Consider the following 24376-nt stretch of genomic DNA (forward strand, 5'->3'; position numbering starts at 1 on the left):
TAATGTCAAGTTGAGAAGAAATTGGAAATGAGGAAACGGACATGGACGTTAAACGATTATTACAACCGATTAAAAAATGGCAAGGTTGGGCTCGCGTCAAACGACTGAAAGGACGTTCGTCGATCAAACGAACGAAAGGCCGTTCATCGATGCGACGGAAGATGGCGATCGCGCTCGTGCCGACAATCATTGCCTTGCTCCTCGTCGGCGCGCTCGGTTCTTATCAATTAAAAAATGCCACTGCTGAGTACGATCGGGTGTTGAACGAAGGTCTCCGTGACATGTTGATCGCCGAAGATTTGGCGTTGACAGTTACAGATGCCGAGCGCTATTTGAATTATTATTTACTCGTCTCGAACCCGAAGACGTTAATCAGCTTAGAAGCGTCGCAACAAAAGCGTGACGAATTGATGGATGCACTTAAAAAGTCTTCATCTGACGACAAAGTGCTCAGTTGGCTCGGGGACTTAGAGAAGTTCAATCAACTGCTCGATACCGATATGGCACGTGCCATCGAGCTGCGCCAACAACAAGATGAGATCGGGTACAAGACGGTACTCAACACGAGCGTGACCCCGACGACCGATCGGGTCCGGATGACGGTCACCGATCTCGTCGCCCATCAAGCGGAGATGCTAGACGATGAGACGGCGGCTGTGCAAGCAAACGCCGGCACCTCGATCGTCTGGATGATCATCATCAGTATCATCGGTGTCGCCATCGGGCTGTTGTCGCTCTATGCGCTCCAAAAACTGTTCTTAACACCGATCAACCGTCTCGTCCGTGAAGCACGAGTCGTCGCGGAAGGGGACTTGACCGGTGAAGACATCGCCGTCGAATCGAATGATGAGCTTGGTGATCTCGTGACGGCCTTTAACGAGATGAAACACAACCTCGTCGGGTTGATCCGCCAGGTCGGAGCTGCTTCGGATAAAGTGACGGCGTATTCGGAAGAGTTATACGCGAGCACGGACCACGTCGCGACGACGACTCAAGGCGTGGCTGGACTGTTCGAAGACATGAATATCGCGGCCCAAGTGTCGGCCAAGCGCGCCGAGGAAGGGACGTCTGGCGTCAATCAGGCTGTCACCGGCTTGAATCAAATCGCTGCCGCCTCCCAAGGTGTGAATGAACAGACGATTCATACACTTGAGGCGGCGAGCGGCGGACTTGAAACGATTCAGTTGGCCGAGAGTCAGATGCAAGAGATTCAACGGGCCAACGACCTGACCCAACAGATGGTCGAACGTTTATCGAACCAATCGCTTGAGATTGAAAAGATCACCCGGTCGATTACGGCCATCACCGAACAGACGAACTTGCTCGCTTTGAACGCCGCCATCGAGGCAGCGCGGGCAGGGGAGCACGGGAAAGGGTTCGCGGTCGTCGCCGCTGAAGTCCGTAAACTCGCCGAAGAGTCGAAACAATCGGCCAAGAAGATTCAAGCGGTCGTCGTCGATATCCAACGCGACACGAAACAAGTTGAGGCGGCGTTTGACGTGACGAGCGGTCATGTGACGAACGGCGTCGCCCAAATGGGTGAAGTCGCCGGGGCGTTCCGTGAAATCGTGTCGGTCATTCAAGAGACGTCGCGTCAGATGAGCGAAATTGCCGCGGCGACAGAGGAAGTCAGTGCGAATACGACCGAAGTCGCGGTCTCGGTCGAGGACATGTCGACGAACGCGGTTTCGACGCAACGCAGTGTCGAAGAAGCGGGGGCGAACGTGGAAGAACAGCTCGCCGCGATTCAAGAAATCAATGGCATCGCCGAGACGATGAGCCATATGTCGGTCGAGTTGAAAGATCTCGTCCACTTGTTCAAGACTTCTACACCGCATTGAAAAGGGGTTTAAGTGTGGACAATACGAGCGATTTAATCGGGATATTAGTAGACAAGACAGCAAATGATGCAGAAAGAGACGATGCTGCTATCGATTTGGGTTTTATTTCAAACAATGAAGCAATAGAGATTGCATTGTTGACCGTCGCAAATGATGAAGGCACGGATGAGATGATTCGAGCAAGTTGTGGAGAATCTTTAGCACAAATTTGGATTGAAAATAATGTATTAAACCTTAAAAACATTTCATTGCTGACAGGAATCGCTTTTTTTGAAGCGCTAGAAATTTTTAAGAAGAAAAACTCTGAATGATGAGTAGAGAACAAAATCATCTTAAGTGAACTACTATCTATGAAATGAAAAGAGGTCATTGAGACGGATAATCCGTTTCAACGACCTCTTTATTGATAGGTGCATAGATTGACACATGTCTTCGTTACATTAAAAGAACAAGACTCGCTGCCATAACCATCATTCCGGCGACCATGCCGTATACCGCATGATGGGCTCGGCCGTATTCACGGGCGGCCGGTAACAGTTCGTCGAGCGAGATGAATACCATGATCCCGCCGACGGCTGCGAACAACAAACCGAAGATCGTATCGTTCAAGAATGGCATCAAAATCAAGAAGCCGACAATGGCACCGACCGGTTCCGCTAGACCTGACAGGAACGAGAGTTTTAACGCTTTCTTCCGCGAGCCGGTCGCGTAGTAAATCGGCACCGAGACGGCAATCCCTTCCGGAATATTGTGCAAGGCGATGGCAATCGCGATGGCGATACCGACGGCCGGGTCGTCGAGCGCGGAGATGAACGTGGCTAGTCCTTCAGGGAAGTTATGAATCGTGATGGCGAGCGCCATAAACAGACCCATTTTGTGAAGACGTTGTTTTGTCTCCTGATTTAACGGCACAGGCTCACCCTCTGTTGCGGTTGCGGTCGTGGCCAGTTCTTGTGACGACGGATCGTTTTGCATCGTCTCGACGAATTTGACCTCATGCGGGTTTTCAGGGGAGGGGATCAACTTATCGATTAAAGCGATCAGAAGCATCCCTCCAAAAAATGCGAGCACGGTATAAATTGTGCCGGCTTTTTCCCCATGGGCACCGACGAGTTCGACAAGTGCTTTCGGGAAGATCTCAATGAACGAGACGTAAATCATGACACCGCCCGAGAAGCCGAGCGAGATTGACAGAAAGGCTGTGTTCGTCCGCTTCGCGAAGAAGGCAATCATGCTTCCGATCCCGGTCGCGAGCCCAGCGAATAGTGTCAATAAAAAGGCGAAAATAATTGTACTATCCATTGTAGAGGACTCCTTTGCAAACGTGATATATTTTCGATAGTCATAGCATAACGCAAGTTTTGCCCTAATGCAACTTTTAGTCGTTCGGGCAAAAAAGCCAGAAAATCTCGAGGTTGATGTTACAATTTTAGGAAAACGATTGATAAATGTTTAGAATATTTGTAATGTTAACGGGAGAAGTTTTATATAGAACACGTATCTAGAAAGGAAATAGCCGTATGTACAAAAAAGGGAATATCGCGATTTTTGCGGTCATCATGATCGCAACGATCTTGCTCGCTGTGTTCACGACGCCATGGGTCGTCAAGAACACGAACCTTGGACTCGACTTAAAAGGCGGATTTGAAGTGCTGTACGAAGTCCAGCCACTCGAAGACGGTGATGTCATCGATCAATCAGCGATGAATGCAACCGTTCGCGCTATCAACAACCGTGTCAACGTCTTAGGTGTCTCTGAACCGGATATCCGGATTGAAGACGAGAACCGAATTCGTGTCCAGTTAGCTGGTGTCTCGAATCAGAATGATGCGCGGGAAGTGCTGTCGTCGACAGCGCAGCTCACGTTCCGTGACATCGATGACAACGTCTTGCTCGATGGGAAAGACCTCGCACCACGTGGGGCTGCCATCAGTTATGACCAACAAGGGAACCCGGTCGTCGAGTTGACGCTCCAGTCAGCGGAACAGTTCGGCGAAGTGACGTCGAAAATCGCAGAGCGTCCGGCCCCAGAGAACCGTCTCGTCATCTGGTTAGACTTTGAAGAAGGCGATTCATATGAAGAAGAGATTCAAAAAGAGAACTCGAAGATCGTCTCAGATGCTTCGGTCAACGGACCAATCCTATCTGACAAAGCGATCATTTCGGGCGGCGATATCGATGCCGAAAGCGGACAACGCTTGGCCGACATTTTGAACGCCGGCGCGCTTCCAGTCAAGCTCGAAGAGATTTACTCGACGTCAGTATCAGCCCAGTTCGGACAAGACGCGCTCGATAAGACTGTCTTCGCTTCGCTCATCGGGATTGCAGCTGTCTTCTTGTTCATGTTGTTCTTCTATCGTTTACCTGGACTCGTCTCGATCATCACGCTCGTCTTGTATATCAATTTGATCATGTTGTTCTTTAACGGTATCAACGCCGTCTTGACGCTGCCAGGAATTGCCGCTCTCGTCCTCGGGGTCGGGATGGCAGTTGACGCGAACATCATCACGGCCGAGCGGATTAAAGACGAGCTTCGCTCAGGCAAGTCGGTACTGTCGGCGTTCCGCGCCGGTAACCGCCGTTCGCTCAGTACGATCATCGATGCCAACTTGACGACGCTCATCTCAGCCGCTGTGTTGTTCTACTTCGGGACAAGCTCGGTTCGAGGGTTCGCCATCATGCTCATGATCTCAATTGCGATGACGTTCATCTCGAACGTCTTCATCTCACGTTATTTGATGCACCTCCTCGTCGCTAGTCGCTTGTTCGACAAACGTAAAGGTTGGTTTGGTGTGAAGGAGAGTGAAATCCGTGAACTTTAAGCTCACTGAATTAAATTATGTGAAACATATGCGCACGCTGTTCATCATTTCGTGTGCCGTCGTTATCATCGGTCTCGGTATTTTATTCTTCCGAGGGTTAAACCTTGGAATCGACTTCGCGTCAGGGACGCGTGTCGAAGTGCAGACGGAGACACAAGTGTCACAACAAGAACTTGAAGCCGCCTTTACAGAAGCAGGCGTCAACGAGTCAATTTCTTCGATTCAATATGCCGATGGCGGGTCGCTTGCGAACGTGACGTTCGTCGGTCAGCTCAGCCAGGATGAAGTCGCTTCAGTTAAAACTGTATTTACGGAAACGTTTGGAAGTGATCCGAATATTAGTACCGTATCAGCCGAAGTCGGTCGCGACATCGCCCGTAACGCCGTCTATGCGGTCGCCCTTGCGTCGCTCGGGATCATTCTCTACATCACGTTCCGATTCCAATTCTCGTATGCGCTCGCGACCGTCGTCGCGATGTTGCACGATGCGTTCTTCATGATCGTCGCGTTCTCGATTTTTGGGATCGAAGTCAACTTGTACTTCGTCGCCGCGATCTTGACAATCATCGGGTACTCGGTCAACGATACGATCGTCACGTTCGACCGGGTGCGCGAGAATATTCAAGCGTACGAAAAAGAGCGGAAGATTAAGTCGATGGACGTCTACCAAGATATCGTCAACACGTCGATTCAAGAGACGATTGTCCGTTCGGTCAACACGGTCATCACCGTACTCGTGACGGCGCTCGCTTTGTACATCTTCGGAGCCGAGTCGATTCGCGGCTTCGCGGTCGCGCTTCTCATCGGACTTGTCATGGGGATGTATTCATCGATCTTCATCGCGTCATACCTCTGGCTCATGCTCAAAAAATTAACAATCAATAAAAAGAAACAAGCCACACCCGCCCCTGAGGCGTGATGACAAGGTCTTCCGATTCGTTCGGAGGACCTTTTTCATATGTCAAGACGGCAAAACACGTCCCCGTTCTGATATAATCAACAGTTGATTGGAGTGAAGGATATGTATCATGCAAAGAAACGGTGGGTGTATCCGGAGACGGATGCGGCCGCGATCGAACAACTACAGACAGAACTAAATATATCGGAACAACTCGCGACGTTGCTCACGCAACGAGGCCATCGAGAGCCTGACGCAGCGAAGGCGTTCCTTCAGATCGAGGATGAACTCGAGTTCCACGACCCGAACTTGTTCGAGCAGATGCCGAAAGTCGTCGAGCGCTTGAAGCGAGCGGCTGACGAAGGCGAGATGGTGCTCATCTATGGGGATTACGACGTCGATGGGGTCAGTGCCTCGGCTGTCATGTGGCATGCGTTGACTGAGATCGGGGTCATGGCCGAGTGCTATATCCCGAACCGGTTCACGGAAGGATACGGGCCAAACAAAGAAGCGTTCAGTTGGGCGGCAAGTGAAGGGTTCACGCTCGTCATCACGGTCGACTGTGGGATCTCGGGGATCGAAGAAGCGGCGCTGTTGAAAGAACTGAACGTCGACTTGATCATCACCGACCACCACGAGCCGAAAGCGACGCTACCTGACGCGTTTGCGATCATTCATCCACACATCGATCCGTCGTATCCATACGACAAACTCGCCGGAGCCGGAGTCGCCCTTAAAGTGGCACACGCCGTGCTCGGGCGGATGCCTGACGAGCTGCTCGACTTGGCTGTCCTCGGGACAATCGCCGATCTCGTCCCGCTCGACGGAGAAAACCGTCTGCTCGCGAAGCTGGGTCTCAAGGCGCTCGATGAATCGAAGCGGCCCGGGATTTTAGCGCTGCGCGAAGTTTGTGCCTTGACGGACAGCACGCTCAACGAAGAGTCGGTCGGGTTCGCGTTCGGTCCCCGCATCAATGCGGCCGGACGACTTGACTCGGCGATGCCAGCCCTCCAGATGCTGCTCGCCGAAAGTGTCGAAGAAGCACTCGTCTTAGCGAATCAACTCGATAAACAAAACAAAGAGCGTCAAGACATCGTCAAGACTATCGCGAAAGAAGCAACCGAACTCGTCGAAGCATCGATGACGGACGACCGTGTCCTCGTCGTCGCGAGCGAACGTTGGAATCCGGGTGTCGTCGGAATCGTCGCCTCACGTCTCGTCGAGGCGTACTATCGACCGGTCATCCTGCTCTGCCACGATCCGAAGACGGGGAAAGCTAAGGGTTCGGGCCGCTCGATCGATGGTTTTGACTTATTTAAAGAGCTTTCTAAAAACGAAGATATTCTCCCGCACTTCGGGGGACACCCGGCAGCGGCCGGGATGACGCTCATGTCAGAGAATGTGGCGGAGCTGAGACGACGCTTGAACGAGCAAGCGGAATCGATTCCGGACGAGACGTTCGTCGCCCGCGTGAACGTCGATTTGAAGCTCGACGTCAGCGACGTATCGCTCGACTTGATCGCAGAAATCGGCAAGCTCGCCCCGTTTGGGATGGGCAACCCGTCACCGCGCGTCGTCGTCGCGGACGCGAAACTGCGCGATATCCGTCAAATCGGGCGCGACAACACGCATCTTAAAGTTCAGCTTGCTGGAGACAAGCGCGAACTCGACGGCATCGGCTTCGGGTTCGGTCACGTCGTCTCGGAAATCTCGAAGATGGCACTCGTCTCGGTTATGGGGAGTCTCCAAGTGAACGAATGGAATGGGATGCGCAAGCCGCAACTCATGATCCAAGACATCCGTGTCGATGGGTTCCAAGTGTTCGATTATCGAGGTAAGAAAAACTCGATTGATGAATTGAGACAGCTTCCGAGTGACGCGACATCGTACGTGTCATTCAGAGGCGAGTCGAACGAGTTTTCACTCCACGATTTCAAAACGCCGGTCAAACGGTTCGTCGTGTTGCTCGATTTACCGGACGACGAGACGACGCTGTCCGACCTGCTCAATGAAGACGTCGAGCGCGTCTATTGCGCGTTCGGCCAAGCGGGCAATTCGTTTTTCGAGAAATTGCCGAGCCGGGAAGATTTCCGAACGTATTACGTCCATATGGCCACGTGCGAACGGAAACACCTGCGTGAAAACTTGATTCGTTTGTCAATCGAACGAAAATGGACAAAAAATACGATTCAATTTATGCATCAAGTATTCTCTGAACTCGAATTTCTTGTTACAATGGAAGACGGACTGCCTGGAGTGAATCCAGAAGCACCGAAACGTGATTTGACCGAAGCGCCTTGTTACAAACGTCGCGTCGGACGAGAACAACTCGAAGAACGTTTCGTCTATGCGTCGTTGGCAGAGCTGAAAGAGCGGTTACAATCATTGCGATCGAACAAGATGCAGGAGGCTTACACATAAAATGGATTTCAAACAGCATATTAAAGAAGTAGCGGATTACCCGAAAGAAGGAATCAGCTTTAAAGACATCACGTCGCTCATGCAAGACGGACCTGCCTATAAGAAAGCGGTCGACGAATTGATCGTCTACGCGCAGGAACGTGGCGCTGAACTCATCGCCGGACCAGAAGCACGTGGATTCGTCGTCGGATGCCCGGCGGCTTACGCCCTCGAACTTGGCTTCGTCCCGGTACGTAAAGAAGGCAAGTTACCACGTGAGACAGTTCGCGTATCGTACGGTCTTGAATACGGTACGGACATTTTGACGATGCACAAAGATTCAATCAAGCCAGGTCAGCAAGTCGTCATCCTCGACGATTTACTGGCGACGGGTGGCACAATCGAAGCGACGATCAAAATGATCGAACAACTCGGTGGTGTCGTTGCTGGAATCGGGTTCTTGATCGAACTCGACGGCCTCGGTGGACGCGAACGTCTCGAAGGATACGACTTGTTCTCACTCATCCGCTACGAAGACTGAGGAAACGGGAAGCTCATGCTTCCCGTTTTTTGAATAGTTTTTGAGGAAAACAACCTACAACCTTTGACAGTTCGTCAGATTTTTTTGATAATGGTAATAAAAAATAGAACAACTTGTACGCAAACTACTACCATGCTGCGACGAATCCGAGACGTTGGGAGCGGTAAGAAAAAGGGTGTCGAATGTTATGACCAAAAAACAAATCGTAAGTATTGAGGATCTTCTCGACGCGCTCGGGAAGTATATGGATGAGCATGATGTTGCCGAAGTGAAACGCGCTTACGAATACGCAAAACTTCATCATACCGGTCAGTTCCGACGTTCAGGTGAACCCTACATCCTGCACCCGGTGCAAGTGGCCGGTATTCTCGTCGACATCGGCTTAGATGCGACGACGATTGTCGGTGCCTTGTTGCACGACGTTGTCGAGGACACGGATGTCACGCTCAAAGAACTAACTGACGAATTTGGGGTTGAAGTCGCCATGCTTGTCGATGGTGTGACGAAGCTTGGGAAGATCAAGTATAAGTCGAAGAAAGAAGAACTCGCGGAGAATCACCGTAAGATGATCATCGCGATGGCTGAAGACGTGCGCGTCATCTTGATCAAACTCGCCGACCGCTTGCACAACATGCGGACGTTGCAGCATATGCCGAAAGAGAAGCAAGTCCAAAAAGCCGAGGAGACGCTTGAAATCTTTGCGCCGCTCGCGCACCGGATGGGGATCTCGACGATCAAGTGGGAGCTTGAAGATATTTCGTTACGCTATATCAACCCGCAGCAATACTATAAGATCGTCTCAATGATGAAACAGAAACGGACAGAGCGTGAAGCGCTCGTCTCATCGGTCATCACCGAAGTGAACGCCGTGCTCGATGAAGTGAGTATCGAAGCCGATGTCAACGGTCGACCGAAACATATATACTCGATTTACAATAAGATCGTGAAGCATAATAAAGAGTTCAATGAAATTTACGACTTGATGGCGGTCCGGATCATCGTTGATTCGATCCGTGATTGCTACGCTGTCCTCGGGATCATTCATACGCAGTACAAGCCGATGCCGGGTCGTTTCAAGGACTATATCGCCATGCCGAAACCGAACATGTATCAATCGCTTCACACGACGGTGATCGGACCGAAGGGTGAGCCGCTCGAGGTGCAGATCCGGACGAAGGACATGCACTTCATCGCCGAGTTCGGGATTGCCGCGCACTGGGCTTATAAAGAAGGCAAAAATGTCGCGACGAACGGGTTCGATGAAAAGATTGCCCATCTTCGTGAAATTTTAGAGTTGCAAAAAGATACGACCGACGCCGAAGAGTTCATGGAGTCGCTCAAAGTCGACTTCTTCAGCGACATGTTGTACGTCTTCACGCCAAAAGGTGACGTGTTCGAGTTGCCGAAAGGCTCGGTCCCAATCGACTATGCGTACCGCATCCATACCGAGATCGGTCATCGGATGACCGGTGCGAAAGTGAACGGACGCATGGTGCCGCTCGACCATAAACTTGAGACGGGTGACATCATTGAGATCATCACGTCGAAACATAGTTATGGACCGAGCAAGGACTGGCTCAAACTCGCCGTCTCGAGTCAGGCGAAGAATAAGATCCGCCAATGGTTCAAACGCCAGCAACGCGAAGAGAACGTCGAGAAAGGCAAAGAACTCGTCGACGTCGAGATCAAGAAGCTCGGCTTCGAACCGAAAGAAGTCATCGACGACCAGTCGATCAGCATCGTCGTCGAGAAGTTCAACTTCGGGAACGAAGAAGAGATGTACGCCGCCGTCGGCTATCACGGCATCACCGCGGCCCAAGTCGCGCACAAGTTGACGGAGAAGCAACGGAAAGAGCCGAAACTCGAACTGTCTGACGCGATCAACGAACTAAAAGTCAGCCAGTCACCGAAGAAGAAGACGGCCGAGGCCGGCGTCTCGGTCAAAGGGATCGACAATATGCTCATCCGGATGAGCCGGTGCTGTAACCCGGTGCCGGGCGACGAAATCGTCGGATATATCACCCGCGGTCGCGGCGTCTCGATCCACCGGAAAGACTGCTTGAACATCATCAACGAGCAACACCCGGAACGCCTCTTGACCGTCGAGTGGGAAGCGGGCCAGGCGAAAGAGAAGAACTACAACGTCGATATCGAGATCACCGGTTATGACCGGTCGGGACTGTTGAACGACGTGCTCCAAGCCGTCTCAGCGACGAACACGAACATCATCGCCGTCAGCGGACGTGGGGACCAAAACAAACAAGCCCGCATCTCGATGACGATCTCGATTCCGAACGTGAACCATTTGCAAAAAGTCGTCGACCGGATCAAACAGATCTCGGACGTATACTCGGTCAGCCGAGTCATGATGACGTAACGAAAGGAAGATTTTAAGTGCGTGTATTGTTGCAACGAGTGAAGGAAGCATCTGTCAAAGTCGATGAACAGACGGTCGGACAAATCGACGCCGGCTATCTGCTCCTCGTCGGGGTGACCCATGAGGATACTGAGCAGGAAGTGAACTGGCTCGCCGATAAAGTGGCGGGGCTCCGTGTGTTCGAAGACGCGGAAGAGAAGATGAACTTGTCGATTCAAGACGTCGCCGGCAAAGTGTTGTCAGTGTCGCAGTTCACGCTGTACGGCGATACGTCGAAAGGCCGCCGTCCCGCGTTCACGCAGGCTGCGAAACCCGACATCGCCGAACGTCTTTACGAACAGTTCAACGCCCGTTTGCGGACGCACGGACTCGTCGTCGAGACCGGAAAGTTCGGGGCGATGATGGACGTCGGGCTCGTCAATGACGGTCCGGTCACGCTCATGCTTGAAAAAAACGCTTGACAGAAGGCGCCAAAATTCGGCATCATGAACCATATAACCTAACACCTACGATAAAGAGAAGTACGGTCACCCCACCAGCAAAGAGAGCGATGCCTTGGCTGAAAGCATCGACTGGATGATGACCCGAACGACACTTTGGAGGTGCTTCCTTGAACGTTTAGTAGGGGAAGCCGTTTCATCGGGCGTTAACCGATTTCGAGTGGCAGAGTATCGATTTTGGCTCTGCAACGAGGGTGGTACCACGGGAAACTTTAACAGGCTCTCGTCCCTTTGCGGACGAGGGCCTTTTTGTATTCTAAGGAGGGAATTTTGATGAAAGCACCACGCGGTACACAAGACCTGCTCCCGGGCACGGTCGAGACGTGGCAGTATGTCGAAGACAAGTTACGCGACATTAGTGCCCGCTACAACTATAAAGAGATTCGCACACCGATTTTTGAAACGACGGACCTGTTCACACGCAGCGTCGGCGAGACGACGGACATCGTCCAGAAAGAGATGTTCACGCTCGTCAAAAAAGGCAAGGACGAGTACACGCTCCGTCCGGAAGGAACGGCCTCGGTCGTTCGCGCTTTCGTCACGAACAAACTGTTCGGCAGTCCCGATCAACCGACAAAGCTGTACTACATGGGGCCGATGTTCCGTTACGAGCGTCCGCAAAAAGGCCGTTTCCGCCAGTTGCACCAGTACGGTGTCGAGGCGATCGGCAGCAGTGACCCGGCCGTCGACGCCGAAGTAATCAGCCTCGCCTACACGATCTACAAATCGTTCGGCTTACAAAAAATCAAAGTCGTCGTCAACTCGCTCGGTGACGCGGAGAGCCGCAACGCCCACCGCGAAGCGCTCATCCGTCACTTCGAGCCGTTCCAAGACGAATTATGCCAGGACTGTCAGACGCGCCTGCACCAAAACCCGCTCCGCGTCCTCGACTGTAAAGTCGATCGCGATCACCCGGCGATGAAGTCGGCACCGTCGATCCTCGACTTTTTGAACGAAGAGTCGAAAGCGTATTTCGACAAAGTGCTCGAGCATTTGGACGCGCTCGGTGTCGCATACGTTGTCGACCCGACACTCGTCCGTGGCCTCGATTACTACACGCACACGGCGTTTGAGATCATGTCGGAAGCAGAAGGCTTCGGCGCAATCACGACGCTTTGCGGCGGTGGACGCTATAACGGCCTCGTCCAAGATATCGGTGGACCGGATATGCCAGGTATCGGCTTCGGGATCGGACTCGAACGGCTCATCCTCGCGCTCGAGAACGAGAACGTGCTCCCTGAGCTTGCAACCGGGCTTGATGTCTTCGTCGTCGCCCAAGGCGGGAAAGACGTCGAGACGACAGCGACGCGCCTGTTGCAACTCCTCCGTATGGAAGGGTTCAAAGCCGATCGCGATTACCTCGGACGTAAGTTCAAAGGTCAATTCAAACAAGCCGACCGCTTAAATGCGGCATTCACCGTCATCCTCGGAGACGATGAAGTCGAACGCGGCTCGGCCTCGCTCAAAGTCATGGCAACTGGAGAACAAGTCGACGTGCCACTCTCGGCCGTCGCAGACAAAATTCGTGAACTATCGGAAGGAGCAGGACAATGATCGGACGCACACATATGAACGGCCGCGTGACAGAGTCACTGATCGGCCAAGAAGTACAATTGAAAGGTTGGGTCCAAAAACGACGCGACCTCGGAGGACTCATCTTCATCGACCTTCGTGACCGCACAGGCATCGTCCAAGTCGTCGTGCGCCCTGAGAACGAAGCGGTGCACAAGCTCGCGGAATCAATCCGTAGCGAGTACGTCTTAGACATCAAAGGGACCGTCCTCGAACGTGAAAACAAAAACCCGAACATGCCGACAGGGAACATCGAAGTCATCGCTTCAGAGATCAACATCTTGAACGCGGCGAAGATGACACCGATCCCAATCGGCGACGAAGCGGAAAACGTCTCTGAAGACCTTCGCCTCAAATATCGTTACCTTGACCTCCGTCGTCCGGCACTCCAAGAGACGTTCCGCCTCCGCTCGAAGGCATCGAACACGATCCGTAACTTCTTGACGGAAGAAGAGTTCCTCGAAGTCGAGACGCCGATCTTGACGAAGTCGACACCGGAAGGCGCGCGTGACTACCTCGTCCCGAGCCGTGTCCACGGCGGCGAGTTCTACGCGCTCCCGCAATCACCACAGTTGTTCAAGCAACTCCTCATGGTGGCCGGGTTCGACCGTTACTTCCAAATCGCCCGTTGTTTCCGCGACGAAGACCTCCGGGCCGACCGTCAACCGGAATTCACCCAAGTCGACATCGAGACGAGCTTCATGGACGTCGAAGACTTGATGGCGATGATGGAAGCGATGATGGGGCAAGTGATGGAAGCGACGCTCGGTCGCACCGACACACCGGCCAAGTTCGAGCGGATGACGCACGAGGAAGCGATGCGTCGCTTCGGTTCGGATAAGCCGGACACACGTTTCGGTCTCGAACTCATCGACGTTGCCGACGCCGTTACAGGCGCTGGTTTCAAAGTGTTCGATATGGCGCTCGAGTCGAACGGACACGTCAAAGCGATCAACGTGAAAGGCGAGGCCGACAAGTTCTCGCGTAAAGACATCGACAAACTTCAAGAGTTTACGGCTGTCTATGGCGCGAAAGGCCTCGCATGGCTCAAAGTGACGGCTGAAGGCTTGAACGGACCGATCGCGAAGTTCTTCGACGAGACGTACGCACAGAAGTTGATTGCAGCGACGAACGCGGAAGCGGGCGATCTTCTCTTGTTCGTGGCGGCAAAACCAACTGTCGTCGCCGACAGCCTCGGCGCCCTTCGCGTCAAGCTCGGTCATGAGCTCGGACTCATCGACGAGTCGAAGTTCAACTTCCTTTGGGTGACGGACTTCCCGCTCGTCACGTTCGAAGAAGAAGACGGCCGCTTCTACGCCAACCACCACCCGTTCACGATGCCAAACCGTGACGACCTCCATCTTCTCGAGACGGACCCAGCAAGCGTGCGCGCGCTCGCGTATGACCTCGTCTTGAACGGCTATGAGCTCGGTGGCGGATCACAGCGGATTTATGAGCGCGACATTCAAGAGCGGATGTTCAAACTGCTCGGCTTCACGGTCGAAGAGTCGGTCGCCCAGTTCGGGTTCTTACTCGAAGCGTTCGAATACGGCACACCGCCGCACGCGGGTATCGCGCTCGGTCTCGACCGCCTCGTCATGATCCTCGCGGGTCGTTCGAACCTTCGCGACACGATCGCCTTCCCGAAAACGGCGTCGGCAAGCTGTCTGTTGACGCAAGCACCAAGCCCGGTCGCGGACGCGCAACTCGAAGAGTTGTCAATCCGGACAGCGGTGAAAGAGAAGAAACAAGGATAAACGAAAGGAGGTTCGCCGCGGCGAACCTCCTTTTGTTTACACGGAAACAGATATGACCCAGTTTTCTTTGATTTCTTGAACGATGCGGTCTGGATTTTCCCAATGTAACATGTGTGAGACAGATGGAACCGCTTTGACGGTCGCACCGGTCAATTTGGCAAACTGACTTGACGCATCAACTTTAAATGGCTCATCCGATTCTGGAAGAGTGGCTCGCAACAGGATCATCGAGTTCGTTTGCACCTGGCTCGAAAAATCGAGCACTTCGTCACGATACATCGATCGAATGATGGCTGCACCAGTGCTTCCACGAGCATGCCAATAGTAACGGTTATCATTATGTAAGGCCAGGTCTTGCGCGGCCAGGTCCAAGAGCGGTGAACGTCTCGAGATGCCATCGTACACCGCAATCGATTCAAATTCACCCCATGACTCACAAAAGTCTTCGAAGTCTTTCTCATAAAATGAGGATTCGTTTTCAGGAGAGTTTCCGCGAAGTCGCTTACTTTGATAACCGCCATCAATCAAGATGGAGCCGTCGACACGCTCGCCTTGATTAATCAAATAGTAGAGGTGAATGAATGACCCCCAGGAATGAGAGAGAAAATAAAAGCGATTCACATCGAGCATGTCGAGCACTTGATTCAACCACTCACAAAAACGCGGAAAGTCATATGAATGGTCATCACGGAAAGATTGTGACATTCCATGGCCCGGTGCATCAATTGCGAGGATGCGGAAGTCGTTTTGCAGTTTGTCCGCAACTTCGATGAAACTGAGTGCTGTACTGCCGAGGCCGTGTAAACAAAAGATGACTGGCTTGTCGCGCTCACCCCATTCGGTCACGCGGATATCGATGTCTTGGCAATGAATCATATAGCGTCTCATTTTCAAATTCCTCCAAATCGTATGTATAAAAAAAGAAGGGCCGACTGAATCGTACGACACCTTCTCTAATAATTCTTTATCTCTTGTTATTTATCCTCTTGCTCATGCATCTTCTTTGCTGTCCGCTGCAACGCAAACCCGAAGGCGAACAGCGACGCAATCACGGCCGTCATCGTATAAACGGAGTCGGTGAAAGCGAGGTAGATGCCGAACAAACCGAGGCCGAAGCTGAGGAGGAACCAAAGCATCAACTTCGGGTGCTCCTGGAGCGCTTGTTTCATGCGCTCGGAACGTTCAGCTGGCAACCGGTCCCATCGGTCACGAGCAGGTTCGAGTTGAACACTTGGCCGTTGCTCTTCAAGACGAGCGACCGTTTATCGTCGCGGTAGTCGATGATCATGTCTTCGTCCAAAAAGACTTTCGTCCAGTTCTTGATGAGGATTGGCCCGACGTTCGAGTCGATCTCGACGTCTTCCGGTGTCGTCTCGGTCACGTAGCGGATCTCGAAGATGCCGCTATTGCCGCAACCGCAGCCTTCCGTCTCATAAAACAAGTGCATCTGTCCGTCACGGTCACCTTTCAAGGCGTTGATACGCTCGTTCGCGCGGTCTGTAATCTGTACGTTCATTGTTATCACTCCTTACGTCCATTATACATCGTCTGAAAAAAGATTGAAAAAGACGTGCTTCCCATTTTCCACTTCCTGCAAAAAAGCGTAAACTATTTGTTTAGAAGGGGGAAAGGAAATGATCTCACGTTTTTTTAGTTATTACCGTCCACATAAGAAGTTATTCATCCTTGATTTCTCGTTCGCCATCCTCGTCGGCCTGCTCGAGCTTGGCTTCCCGCTCGCTGTGAAATGGTTCATCGACGTTCTGTTACCGGGCGGCGAATGGAACTGGATTATTATCATCAGTATTGGCCTGCTTATTCTGTACATACTCGCTATGATGATGCAGTACGTCGTCAACTATTGGGGACATAAGCTCGGGATCAATATCGAGACCGATATGCGCGAAGAACTGTTCACGCACATCCATAAGCAATCGTTCCGCTTCTTCGACAACCATAAGACCGGTCACTTGATGAGCCGGGTCACGAACGACTTGTTCGACATCGGCGAAGTGGCACACCACGGCCCGGAAGACTTCTTCATCGCCATCATGACATTGCTCGGCGCATTCGGAATCATGTTCTCGATCAATCCGCAACTTGCGCTCGTGACGGTCATCGCCGTGCCGTTCCTCGTCATCATGATCACGTACGCCAATAAAAACATGAACAAGGCGTGGCAGAAGATGTACGGCAACATCAGTGAAGTGAACGCCCGCGTCGAAGATAGCGTCTCTGGCGCGCGTGTCGTCCAGTCGTTCACGAACGAGACGTTCGAAATCAACCGGTTCCAACAAGACAACAACTTCTATCGCGGTTCGAAGATCGAAGCGTATCGGGTCATGAGTAAGTCGCTCGCCGGGATCTATATCACGACACGGCTCATGACATTACTCGTCCTCGTCTACGGGGCGTACTTGACGTATGAAAACGAATTGACATACGGTGAGCTCGTCGGTTTCATCTTGTATATGAACTTGCTCATCAAACCGGTCGAGAAGATCACGGCGCTCCTCGAGATGTATCCGAAAGGGATGGCCGGCTTCAAACGGTTCACAGAACTGATCGATGAGGCACCGGACATCGAGAACCGTCCGGACGCGGTCGAGGTCAGTTCACTGAAAGGGAACATCGCTTTCCACGATGTCTCGTTCGGCTACTCGGACTACCGAGAAGTGTTGACGCATATCGACCTCGACATCACGACCGGGTCGACAGTCGCCCTCGTCGGGACGAGCGGTGCTGGCAAAACGACGATCTGTTCGCTCATCCCGCGCTTTTACGACGTGACGGATGGGGCCATCACAATCGACGGAATCGACATCCGTGACATGACGAAAGAGAGTCTACGTCGCCAGATCGGGATCGTGCAGCAGGACGTGTTCTTGTTCGCCGGGACGCTCCGCGAGAACATCGCCTACGGTAAGCTCGAGGCAAGCGACGCGGAAGTCATGCACGCGGTCGAGAAGGCACATTTGAACTCGCTCGTCGACGAACTCGAGCACGGGCTCGACACACAGATCGGAGAGCGGGGACTGAAACTGTCGGGCGGACAGAAACAACGGATCGCCATCGCCCGCATGTTCTTGAAGAACCCGCCGATCTTGATATTAGATGAAGCGACTTCCGCCCTCGACACGGAGACGGAAGCAATCATCCAGGAGTCGCTTACGGAACTCGCGGCCGACCGGACGACGCTCATCATCGCTCACCGTCTTGCGACCGTGAAGAATGCCGACCGCATCCTCGTCGTCACCGCCGATGGCATCGTCGAGGACGGGACGCACGACGAGTTGAGTGCCAAAGGCGGCGTCTTCGCCGGGCTGCTCAGACGGCAACAACTATAACTAGTCGGACAGCCACCAGTGATTCAAGTCTTGGTGGCTGTTTTGCGAAAAATGGGTATAAACAAGCATCAGTGTATGTGTGAGGAGGAAATGAATTGATGAAAGCAGTTCAAGTCATCGGATACGGTGACGTCGATCAATTACAGGTCGTCGACGTCCCGGTCCCGACACCGAATGACGATGAGGTACTCGTCCGCGTACAGGCGTGCGGCATCAACAATACGGAGATATGGATGCGAGAAGGGGCGTACGGGACGGAGCAGGAATCAGGCTGGCGTCCGGAGGGAGTCCAGTTTCCCCGGATTCCAGGATCAGATATTACCGGAGAAATTGTCGGGGTCGGGAATCAAGTGGATGAAGGGATGATCGGCCGACGTGTCGTCTTGTTTCCGTTCACGTCGAGTGGGGCGGACGGTGCGGAGCATCTCGCTCCCGACATGTCGTTCATCGGCTCGGAATATGACGGCGGTTATGCGGAATATGTCGTCTGGCCGGCCGAGCTTTGTTATGACATGCCGCTCGACAGTTTCGTCGACAGCGCCGTCTTCTCGGTGAGCGGGTTGACGGCGTGGCACATGAACGAGCAAATTCAAATCCGTCCTGGTGAGACGGTCGTCGTCACCGGTGCGAGCGGCGGTGTCGGCTCGTTGAACGTGCAGATTGCAGCGCACGTGTTCGGAGCGAACGTCATCGCCATCATCGGCGATTTGAAAGACGCACCGAAACTGAAAGCGCTCGGGGCGAGCCACGTCGTCTCCTATCGGTCGAAGACGCTCGCGGACGAGATTTTAGCAGCGAACGGTGGACCGGTCGATGCCGTGCTCGACGTCGTCGGGGATGCGTTGTTCGCAACGTCGCTCGATGTATTGAAGAACGGCGGTAAGTTTTGCATATCCGGATCGGCCGGGGGACAACGGACCGATCTCGATTTCCGTACGCTCTACTTGAAGCACATTACGATGTATGGATCGGTGCTCGGGACACGAGCGGAATTCAAAGCGATGCTCCAAGCGATTTCGAGCGGTCAAATCAAGCCTGTCGTCGACCGCGCATTCCCGTTAGAAGAGGCCCGAGCGGCGCAAACGTATTTCAAACAGCAAGGCAAGGTCGGTAAGATCGTCCTCGTCCCGTAACAGCAAAGAGAGGAAATCGGACCCTCGAGTCCGATTTCCTCTCTTAAATTCAGGCGATATCGGCTTTCGCCCGGTCGATGACCGAGACGAGCCGGAGGAACTGTTCGAGCCAAAACTGGAAGAACGGACCGATCAAGAAAATCGACAGCACCGTCCCGAAAAAAACGGGACCGCCGAGCACCCAGCCAATCAAGCAAGCGGAGAGTTCCATCCACGTCCGCATCATGCGGACCGACGTATTGAAGCGGTCGGCCAAGGCGAGCGTCAGTCCGTCACGCGGGCCGGCACCGTAACCGATGGCGACATACAGCCCGGCGCCCATACCGATGACGAAGATGCCGAGGACGAGCCAGGCGATATTGAGTGCGGTGCCGTCGAGCGTCGGTAACCAGTGATGCTCGAGGATCAAGTTCATGAACACGCCGACGAAGACGGCGTTGACGAGCGTCCCGAACTGCGGTCGGATGCGGTCCAATATGTATTTGCATAAGACGAGCAACAGTCCGACGAGGAGAATGATCGTCCCGACCGAGATAGGTGTGTGCCGGGCGAGCCCGAGATGGAGCACGTCCCACGTCGAGACGCCGAGGTCGGCCGTGATCATCATCGACGACCCGAGGGCGAGCAGGAACAAACCGCCCATGAACAACGCCCACTTCAAACTGATTCGTAAAGATTGTATCCATACCGCCTGCATGTTGGTCGCCTCGATTCCCTAAAATGTTCCATCATCATATCATAATTGGTTTCAAGGCGAGAAAAAAACGCCTCAGCTTGGCTGAGACGTCATTGATTATTTTTTAGGTGTTTCTGCTTTTTTTGCTTTGTTCTTTTTATAATAATTGTAGACGAACGGAGCGACCGCCGTCGCGACTTTGATGAGTGTACCAAATTTTCCTTTTCTAGCCATGTTGTTGCACCCCTTTCGCTTCTCTAAAGAGTTATATTCCACACGTTGCGGAAATGAAAACATATTTCGAACAGGTTCGACACGATTGATGGCACATGCATCACGCATAATAGAGCCAGGAGGCGAAGAATATGAAGACGATTATTTGGTATCAGAACGATTTACGGATCGATGACCATCAGCCGCTCGAAGAGGCGCAGAAACATGATGAGGCGATCGAGGGGCATTACTTTATAAGGGAAGACGAGCTGAACGAAAATCAGTTCGGCGTCATCCCGCTCGGGGCCAGACGGCTTCAATTTTTAAAAGAGTCGCTAGAAGACTTGGCCGGATCGCTCGATGCGCTCGGAATCCCGCTCTACGTGCATGTCGGTCATCCGCTCGACATCCTCGACCCGACAGACCGGCTGTTGTTTCAACGGTCGATCGGGTTGAACGAACGCTTGCTTGAAAAAGACGTCATCGCACGTTGGCAAGGGGAGTGGCAATCGTTCGACGGATTCACGCTGTACCCACGCACCGAAATCCCGTTTAAGAAAATGCCGTTTTTGTTCACCGAGTTCCGAAAAGCGGTCGAGGACGATGCCCGTCCTGAACAGCTGGTCGAACGGACGAGCTCAGGTCAATCGCGTCCGCTCCCGTTTCCTGTCCCGTTCGAGCGCCCGACGCTTGACGCCCGGTCCGCTTTTCCGTTTCAAGGCGGCGAGACGTCGGGGCGGAAACGTCTGAGCGACTATTTGGCAGGTCCCGTCCGCACGTATAAAGAGACGCGGAACGGCTTTGGGGTCGACGACTCATCCAAGTTGTCGGCTTTTCTTGCCAACGGGTCGCTCTCGCCGCGGCGTGTGCTCCATGAACTAGAGCTTCATGAACGACAGCACGGGGCGAACGAGTCGACATATTGGCTCTATTTTGAACTGTTGTGGCGCGAGTTTTTCCAATGGGTCGCGCTCGAGCAAGGGAAGCGGTTGTTCCGTCGCCAAGGGATACGTTCGAAAGATAAATCGTGGAAAGTGGACGAGGATGTGATTCATCGGTGGCAGCAAGGCGAGACGGGCGTCGCGTTCGTCGATGCGTTCATGCACGAGTTGAACGCGACGGGATGGATGTCGAACCGGGGCCGGCAAATCGTCGCGAGCTATTTCGCCAAAGAACTCGGACAAGATTGGCGCTACGGTGCGGCCTACTTCGAAGCGATGCTCATCGACTACGACGTCGCCAGCAATTATGGCAATTGGGCGTATCAGGCCGGTGTCGGCAACGATTCACGCGACCGGCGTTTCAACGTCTCACGCCAACAAGATACGTATGACCCGACGCGTGCGTTTCGTGACACGTGGATGTGACGAAACCGTCACCGGAAATCGAGGTTTCTGATTGACTTCTTTTTACATGGGATGCTATAGTAAGGGCATCAGATGGGATACCTGAGGTGTTCGAGAGCCGCCTTCGTTATTTTGAGCCAACACTTTGAATACGGGAGATCGAACTGCCAGCCGGATCAACTGCCTCATCACGTGCAGGAGGACTTGTGAAGGGGACGCTAGATCACCCACCTGCTTAAGCAGGTTCAAAAGCAGGGCATCGTCACGGCACTCCGGGCCCCATCGATTTTATTGTAAAAACGTCGCTAGACGTCTTTTTTTTGATTATAATTCCGAGTAAAATAGTGTGAAAAAATAGTATTAATTTGGAGGAAGATTATGTTACACCAGTTTTCGCGTAATGAGTTGGCCATCGGTCAAGAAGGTATTGAAACGTTGAAAGGAAAGACGGTCGCCATTCTCGGCGTCGGCGGTGTCGGCTCGTTCGCAGCAGAAGCACTTGCCCGGAGCGGTGTCGGTCGGATCGTGCTCGTCGATAAAGACGATATCGACATCACGAACGTCAATCGTCAAATCCACGCGCTCTTGTCGACAGTCGGACAACCGAAAGTCGAGGCGATGGGGGCGCGTCTGCTCGACATCAATCCGGACGTCGAACTTGTCCAGTTGAAGATGTTTTATACCGAAGAGACGTTCGAAGAGTTCTTCGCTCAAAACATCGATTTTGTCATCGATGCGTCAGATACGATCATCTACAAGATTCATTTGATCGTCGAGTGTAAACGTCGTGGTATCCCGGTCATTTCAAGTATGGGGATGGCCAATAAGATGGATCCGACCCGGATTCAAGTCATCGACATTAAAGACACGTCATACGATCCGATTGCGAAGATGGTGCGGACGCGTCTGCGTAAACATAACATCTATAAAGGCGTGCCGGTCGTATTCTCGGATGAGTCACCGATCGTGACGCGTGAGGACGTGAACGAGGTCGTCGGTAAGAAAGACGCCCCGATCCGTAAAGCGAAGATGCCACCGAGCTCGAACGCGTTCGTGCCATCGGTCGCGGGACTCGTCGCCGCCGGGTACGTCATCAATCAAATGCTCGAGACGGCTGGTGTCGAGATCAATCGCATCCAGAACTGAGAAAACGACGCCGACTCGAATGAGTCAGCGTCGTTTTTCCCAATAGTCGAGCCGTTTTTGGAGTTGTGGCTCGAAGCCACGGCTCGTCGGTGTATAATATTTAGGACGTTTCCGGGCCAAATTTTCCGGCCAGTAGTTTTGTGGGACGTATCCGTCTTTCTCGTCATGCGGATATTTGTAGCCGGCGCCATTACCGAGCTCGCGTGCCCCAGGGCTATGCGCGTCGCGGAGATGGACCGGGACGGGACCACCTTCGACCGTCCGGACGTGATGGATCGCCTTATCGATCGCGGTGATGACGGCGTTCGACTTCGGTGCCGTCGCGAGATAGAGGACGGCCTCGGCCATCGGGATGCGTGCTTCCGGGAACCCGATATGTTCGCTCGCCCGTGCGGCCGCGTCGACGATGACGAGCGCGTTCGGGTCACTGAGCCCGATATCTTCGGCCGCGTGAACGTACAGGCGGCGCATGATAAAGCGTGGCGATTCGCCCGCCTCGATCATGACGGCGAGCCAGTACAGGGCGGCGTCCGGGTCCGAGCCGCGGATCGATTTGATGAACGCCGAGATGACGTCATAGTGTCGGTCGCCCGTCTTATCGTATTTGATGGCTTTTTGTTGGATCGACTCTTCGGCGACGTCGAGCGTGATTTGAATCTTGCCTTCGATTTCCGGCGTCGTCAAGACGGCGAGTTCGAGGGCGTTCAATAAGACACGATAGTCACCGTCCGCCATTTTGATATAATGGTCAACAGCCGCGTCTTCGATTTCAACCGGGTAGTTGCCGAGCCCTTTCTTGTCGGCGAGCGCACGCTCAAGCACGACCCGGAGCTCGTCTTGTCCAGGCGGCTCGAGCCGAAACACCGTCGCGCGCGACAATAGCGCCGCATTGACCTCGAAACTTGGATTTTCGGTCGTCGCCCCGATCAAGACGAGCTTGCCGGCCTCTAGCGCCGGGAGCAACGCATCTTGTTGCAGTTTATTGAAACGATGGATCTCGTCTAAAAATAAAATCGTCCGCTCTTGCTCGAAATCAAATCGAGATTCGGCTGCACGGATGACGCTCCGAAGCTCATCTAGTTTTGCCGTGACAGCGTTCAATTGAACAAACGTCGCTTTCGTATAGTTTGAAATGACGCGAGCGAGCGTCGTCTTGCCAGTACCTGGCGGACCATAAAGAATAATGGTGCCGAGCCGGTCGGCCTCGATGGCGCGGCGCAACAGCTTGCCTTCACCGATGATGTGGCGTTGACCGATGACTTCGTCTAACGTCTCCGGGCGCATCCGGTTGGCGAGCGGCCCGCTATTTGATTGTTGAAATAAATCACTCATACGTACACGTTCCTTTCGACAAACGTTTGTTCGAACAGTATAACAGAAGGAGAAACCAATATGAAAATATCTACTAAAGGCCGTTATGGTTTAACGATTATGATCGCGCTTGCCCGTGAGACGGACAACAAACCGCTCAGTTTGAAGAAAATCGCGGCGCGCCATGAACTGCCAGAACATTACTTGGAACAATTGATCGGCCCGCTCCGTAACGGCGGTCTCGTCAAAAGTGTCCGCGGTGCCTACGGTGGTTATCAGCTCGTCAAAGCACCGAGCGATATCACGGCTGGTGAGATCATTCGTCTGCTCGAAGGTCCGCTGACGATTGTCGAAGACTCGGAGACGGACGACGCCGTGAAGCGAAAACTTTGGGACAAGATCAAAGCGGCGATCGAGACGGTGTTAGAAGAAACGACACTCGCCGATCTCGCGGAAGAAGATTCAGAAGGCTACATGTTCTATATTTAACGATGAG

General features: G+C 53.1%; 21 protein-coding genes, 1 other RNA gene and 1 other annotated feature. Of the genes, 16 read left to right on the forward strand and 6 right to left on the reverse strand.

Features of this window, described 5'->3' with window-relative positions:
- Window positions 1-41: 41 nt before the first annotated feature.
- The gene (locus tag A6395_RS13580; RefSeq protein ID WP_071399451.1) at window positions 42-1841 is read left to right on the forward strand and encodes a methyl-accepting chemotaxis protein; all 1800 of its coding nucleotides are present in this window, start codon (window positions 42-44) and stop codon (window positions 1839-1841) included.
- Between the two features lie 14 nt (window positions 1842-1855).
- A complete protein-coding gene (locus A6395_RS13585; RefSeq protein ID WP_071399452.1) occupies window positions 1856-2152 on the forward strand; it encodes a hypothetical protein in 297 nt (98 codons plus the stop codon).
- 124 nt (window positions 2153-2276) lie between these two features.
- Here the strand turns inward: A6395_RS13585 and zupT are convergent, their stop codons facing one another.
- Window positions 2277-3143: a zinc transporter ZupT gene (zupT, locus tag A6395_RS13590; RefSeq protein WP_071399453.1), complete on the reverse strand. Its 867-nt coding sequence runs from the start codon at window positions 3141-3143 to the stop codon at window positions 2277-2279.
- A gap of 218 nt (window positions 3144-3361) precedes the next feature.
- On the opposite strand from zupT, the gene secD reads away from it, so the two are divergent.
- The 8 genes from secD (at window position 3362) to aspS (ending at window position 14708) form a co-directional block, all read left to right on the forward strand.
- Complete coding sequence (gene secD / locus A6395_RS16265) at window positions 3362-4663, forward strand: protein translocase subunit SecD (protein WP_084813086.1); 1302 nt, start codon at window positions 3362-3364, stop codon at window positions 4661-4663.
- Window positions 4653-5582, forward strand: a complete 930-nt coding sequence (gene secF, locus A6395_RS16270) for a protein translocase subunit SecF (RefSeq protein WP_084813087.1) — start codon at window positions 4653-4655, stop codon at window positions 5580-5582. Before secD ends, secF begins: the two co-directional genes overlap by 11 nt.
- Window positions 5583-5684: 102 nt before the next feature.
- On the forward strand, window positions 5685-7982 hold the full coding sequence (gene recJ, locus A6395_RS13600) for a single-stranded-DNA-specific exonuclease RecJ (protein ID WP_071399454.1): 2298 nt from the start codon (window positions 5685-5687) through the stop codon (window positions 7980-7982).
- 1 nt (window position 7983) lies between these two features.
- Window positions 7984-8502, forward strand: coding sequence for an adenine phosphoribosyltransferase (locus A6395_RS13605; protein WP_071399455.1), 519 nt, complete (start codon window positions 7984-7986; stop codon window positions 8500-8502).
- Between the two features lie 187 nt (window positions 8503-8689).
- Window positions 8690-10879, forward strand: a complete 2190-nt coding sequence (locus tag A6395_RS13610) for a RelA/SpoT family protein (protein ID WP_070327670.1) — start codon at window positions 8690-8692, stop codon at window positions 10877-10879.
- A gap of 17 nt (window positions 10880-10896) precedes the next feature.
- On the forward strand, window positions 10897-11340 hold the full coding sequence (dtd, locus tag A6395_RS13615) for a D-aminoacyl-tRNA deacylase (RefSeq protein ID WP_071399456.1): 444 nt from the start codon (window positions 10897-10899) through the stop codon (window positions 11338-11340).
- Between the two features lie 38 nt (window positions 11341-11378).
- Window positions 11379-11613: a binding site (T-box leader), on the forward strand.
- A gap of 39 nt (window positions 11614-11652) precedes the next feature.
- Window positions 11653-12933: a histidine--tRNA ligase gene (gene hisS / locus A6395_RS13620; RefSeq protein ID WP_071399457.1), complete on the forward strand. Its 1281-nt coding sequence runs from the start codon at window positions 11653-11655 to the stop codon at window positions 12931-12933.
- The gene (gene aspS / locus A6395_RS13625; RefSeq protein WP_071399458.1) at window positions 12930-14708 is read left to right on the forward strand and encodes an aspartate--tRNA ligase; all 1779 of its coding nucleotides are present in this window, start codon (window positions 12930-12932) and stop codon (window positions 14706-14708) included. Before hisS ends, aspS begins: the two co-directional genes overlap by 4 nt.
- Before the next feature lie 36 nt (window positions 14709-14744).
- On the opposite strand, the gene A6395_RS13630 is transcribed toward aspS, so the two are convergent.
- The 3 genes from A6395_RS13630 to A6395_RS13640 all read right to left on the reverse strand — a co-directional run bounded on the left by A6395_RS13630 (window position 14745) and on the right by A6395_RS13640 (window position 16224).
- Window positions 14745-15596, reverse strand: coding sequence for an alpha/beta fold hydrolase (locus A6395_RS13630; protein WP_071399459.1), 852 nt, complete (start codon window positions 15594-15596; stop codon window positions 14745-14747).
- A gap of 86 nt (window positions 15597-15682) precedes the next feature.
- Complete coding sequence (locus tag A6395_RS13635) at window positions 15683-15901, reverse strand: hypothetical protein (RefSeq protein WP_149038990.1); 219 nt, start codon at window positions 15899-15901, stop codon at window positions 15683-15685.
- A complete protein-coding gene (locus A6395_RS13640) occupies window positions 15874-16224 on the reverse strand; it encodes an iron-sulfur cluster biosynthesis family protein (RefSeq protein WP_070327665.1) in 351 nt (116 codons plus the stop codon). Before A6395_RS13640 ends, A6395_RS13635 begins: the two co-directional genes overlap by 28 nt.
- 118 nt (window positions 16225-16342) lie before the next feature.
- Between A6395_RS13640 and A6395_RS13645 the strand changes: the two genes are divergently transcribed.
- Window positions 16343-18055, forward strand: a complete 1713-nt coding sequence (locus A6395_RS13645; RefSeq protein ID WP_071399461.1) for an ABC transporter ATP-binding protein — start codon at window positions 16343-16345, stop codon at window positions 18053-18055.
- A 98-nt stretch (window positions 18056-18153) separates the two neighbouring features.
- Window positions 18154-19188 carry a zinc-binding dehydrogenase gene (locus A6395_RS13650; RefSeq protein ID WP_071399462.1) on the forward strand — a complete coding sequence of 345 codons (1035 nt, stop codon included), beginning with the start codon at window positions 18154-18156 and terminating at the stop codon, window positions 19186-19188.
- 49 nt (window positions 19189-19237) lie between these two features.
- On the opposite strand, the gene A6395_RS13655 is transcribed toward A6395_RS13650, so the two are convergent.
- Window positions 19238-19885, reverse strand: coding sequence for a YczE/YyaS/YitT family protein (locus tag A6395_RS13655; RefSeq protein ID WP_071399463.1), 648 nt, complete (start codon window positions 19883-19885; stop codon window positions 19238-19240).
- A 344-nt stretch (window positions 19886-20229) separates the two neighbouring features.
- Between A6395_RS13655 and A6395_RS13660 the strand changes: the two genes are divergently transcribed.
- The 3 genes from A6395_RS13660 to A6395_RS13670 all read left to right on the forward strand — a co-directional run bounded on the left by A6395_RS13660 (window position 20230) and on the right by A6395_RS13670 (window position 22569).
- On the forward strand, window positions 20230-21444 hold the full coding sequence (locus A6395_RS13660; protein ID WP_071399464.1) for a DASH family cryptochrome: 1215 nt from the start codon (window positions 20230-20232) through the stop codon (window positions 21442-21444).
- Between the two features lie 75 nt (window positions 21445-21519).
- Window positions 21520-21706: non-coding RNA, 6S RNA (gene ssrS, locus A6395_RS13665), on the forward strand.
- Between the two features lie 95 nt (window positions 21707-21801).
- The gene (locus A6395_RS13670) at window positions 21802-22569 is read left to right on the forward strand and encodes a tRNA threonylcarbamoyladenosine dehydratase (RefSeq protein ID WP_070327660.1); all 768 of its coding nucleotides are present in this window, start codon (window positions 21802-21804) and stop codon (window positions 22567-22569) included.
- A 24-nt stretch (window positions 22570-22593) separates the two neighbouring features.
- On the opposite strand, the gene A6395_RS13675 is transcribed toward A6395_RS13670, so the two are convergent.
- Entirely contained in the window at window positions 22594-23901 is a 1308-nt protein-coding gene (locus tag A6395_RS13675) for a replication-associated recombination protein A (protein ID WP_071399465.1), read from the reverse strand.
- 60 nt (window positions 23902-23961) lie between these two features.
- Here A6395_RS13675 and cymR point away from each other — a divergent pair, with 60 nt between their 5' ends.
- Window positions 23962-24369 carry a cysteine metabolism transcriptional regulator CymR gene (cymR, locus tag A6395_RS13680; protein ID WP_071399466.1) on the forward strand — a complete coding sequence of 136 codons (408 nt, stop codon included), beginning with the start codon at window positions 23962-23964 and terminating at the stop codon, window positions 24367-24369.
- The last annotated feature ends 7 nt before the right edge of the window (window positions 24370-24376 follow it).

Source organism: Exiguobacterium sp. SH31 (assembly GCF_001816105.1).
In the GTDB taxonomy this organism is placed as follows: Bacteria; Bacillota; Bacilli; order Exiguobacteriales; family Exiguobacteriaceae; genus Exiguobacterium; species Exiguobacterium aurantiacum_A.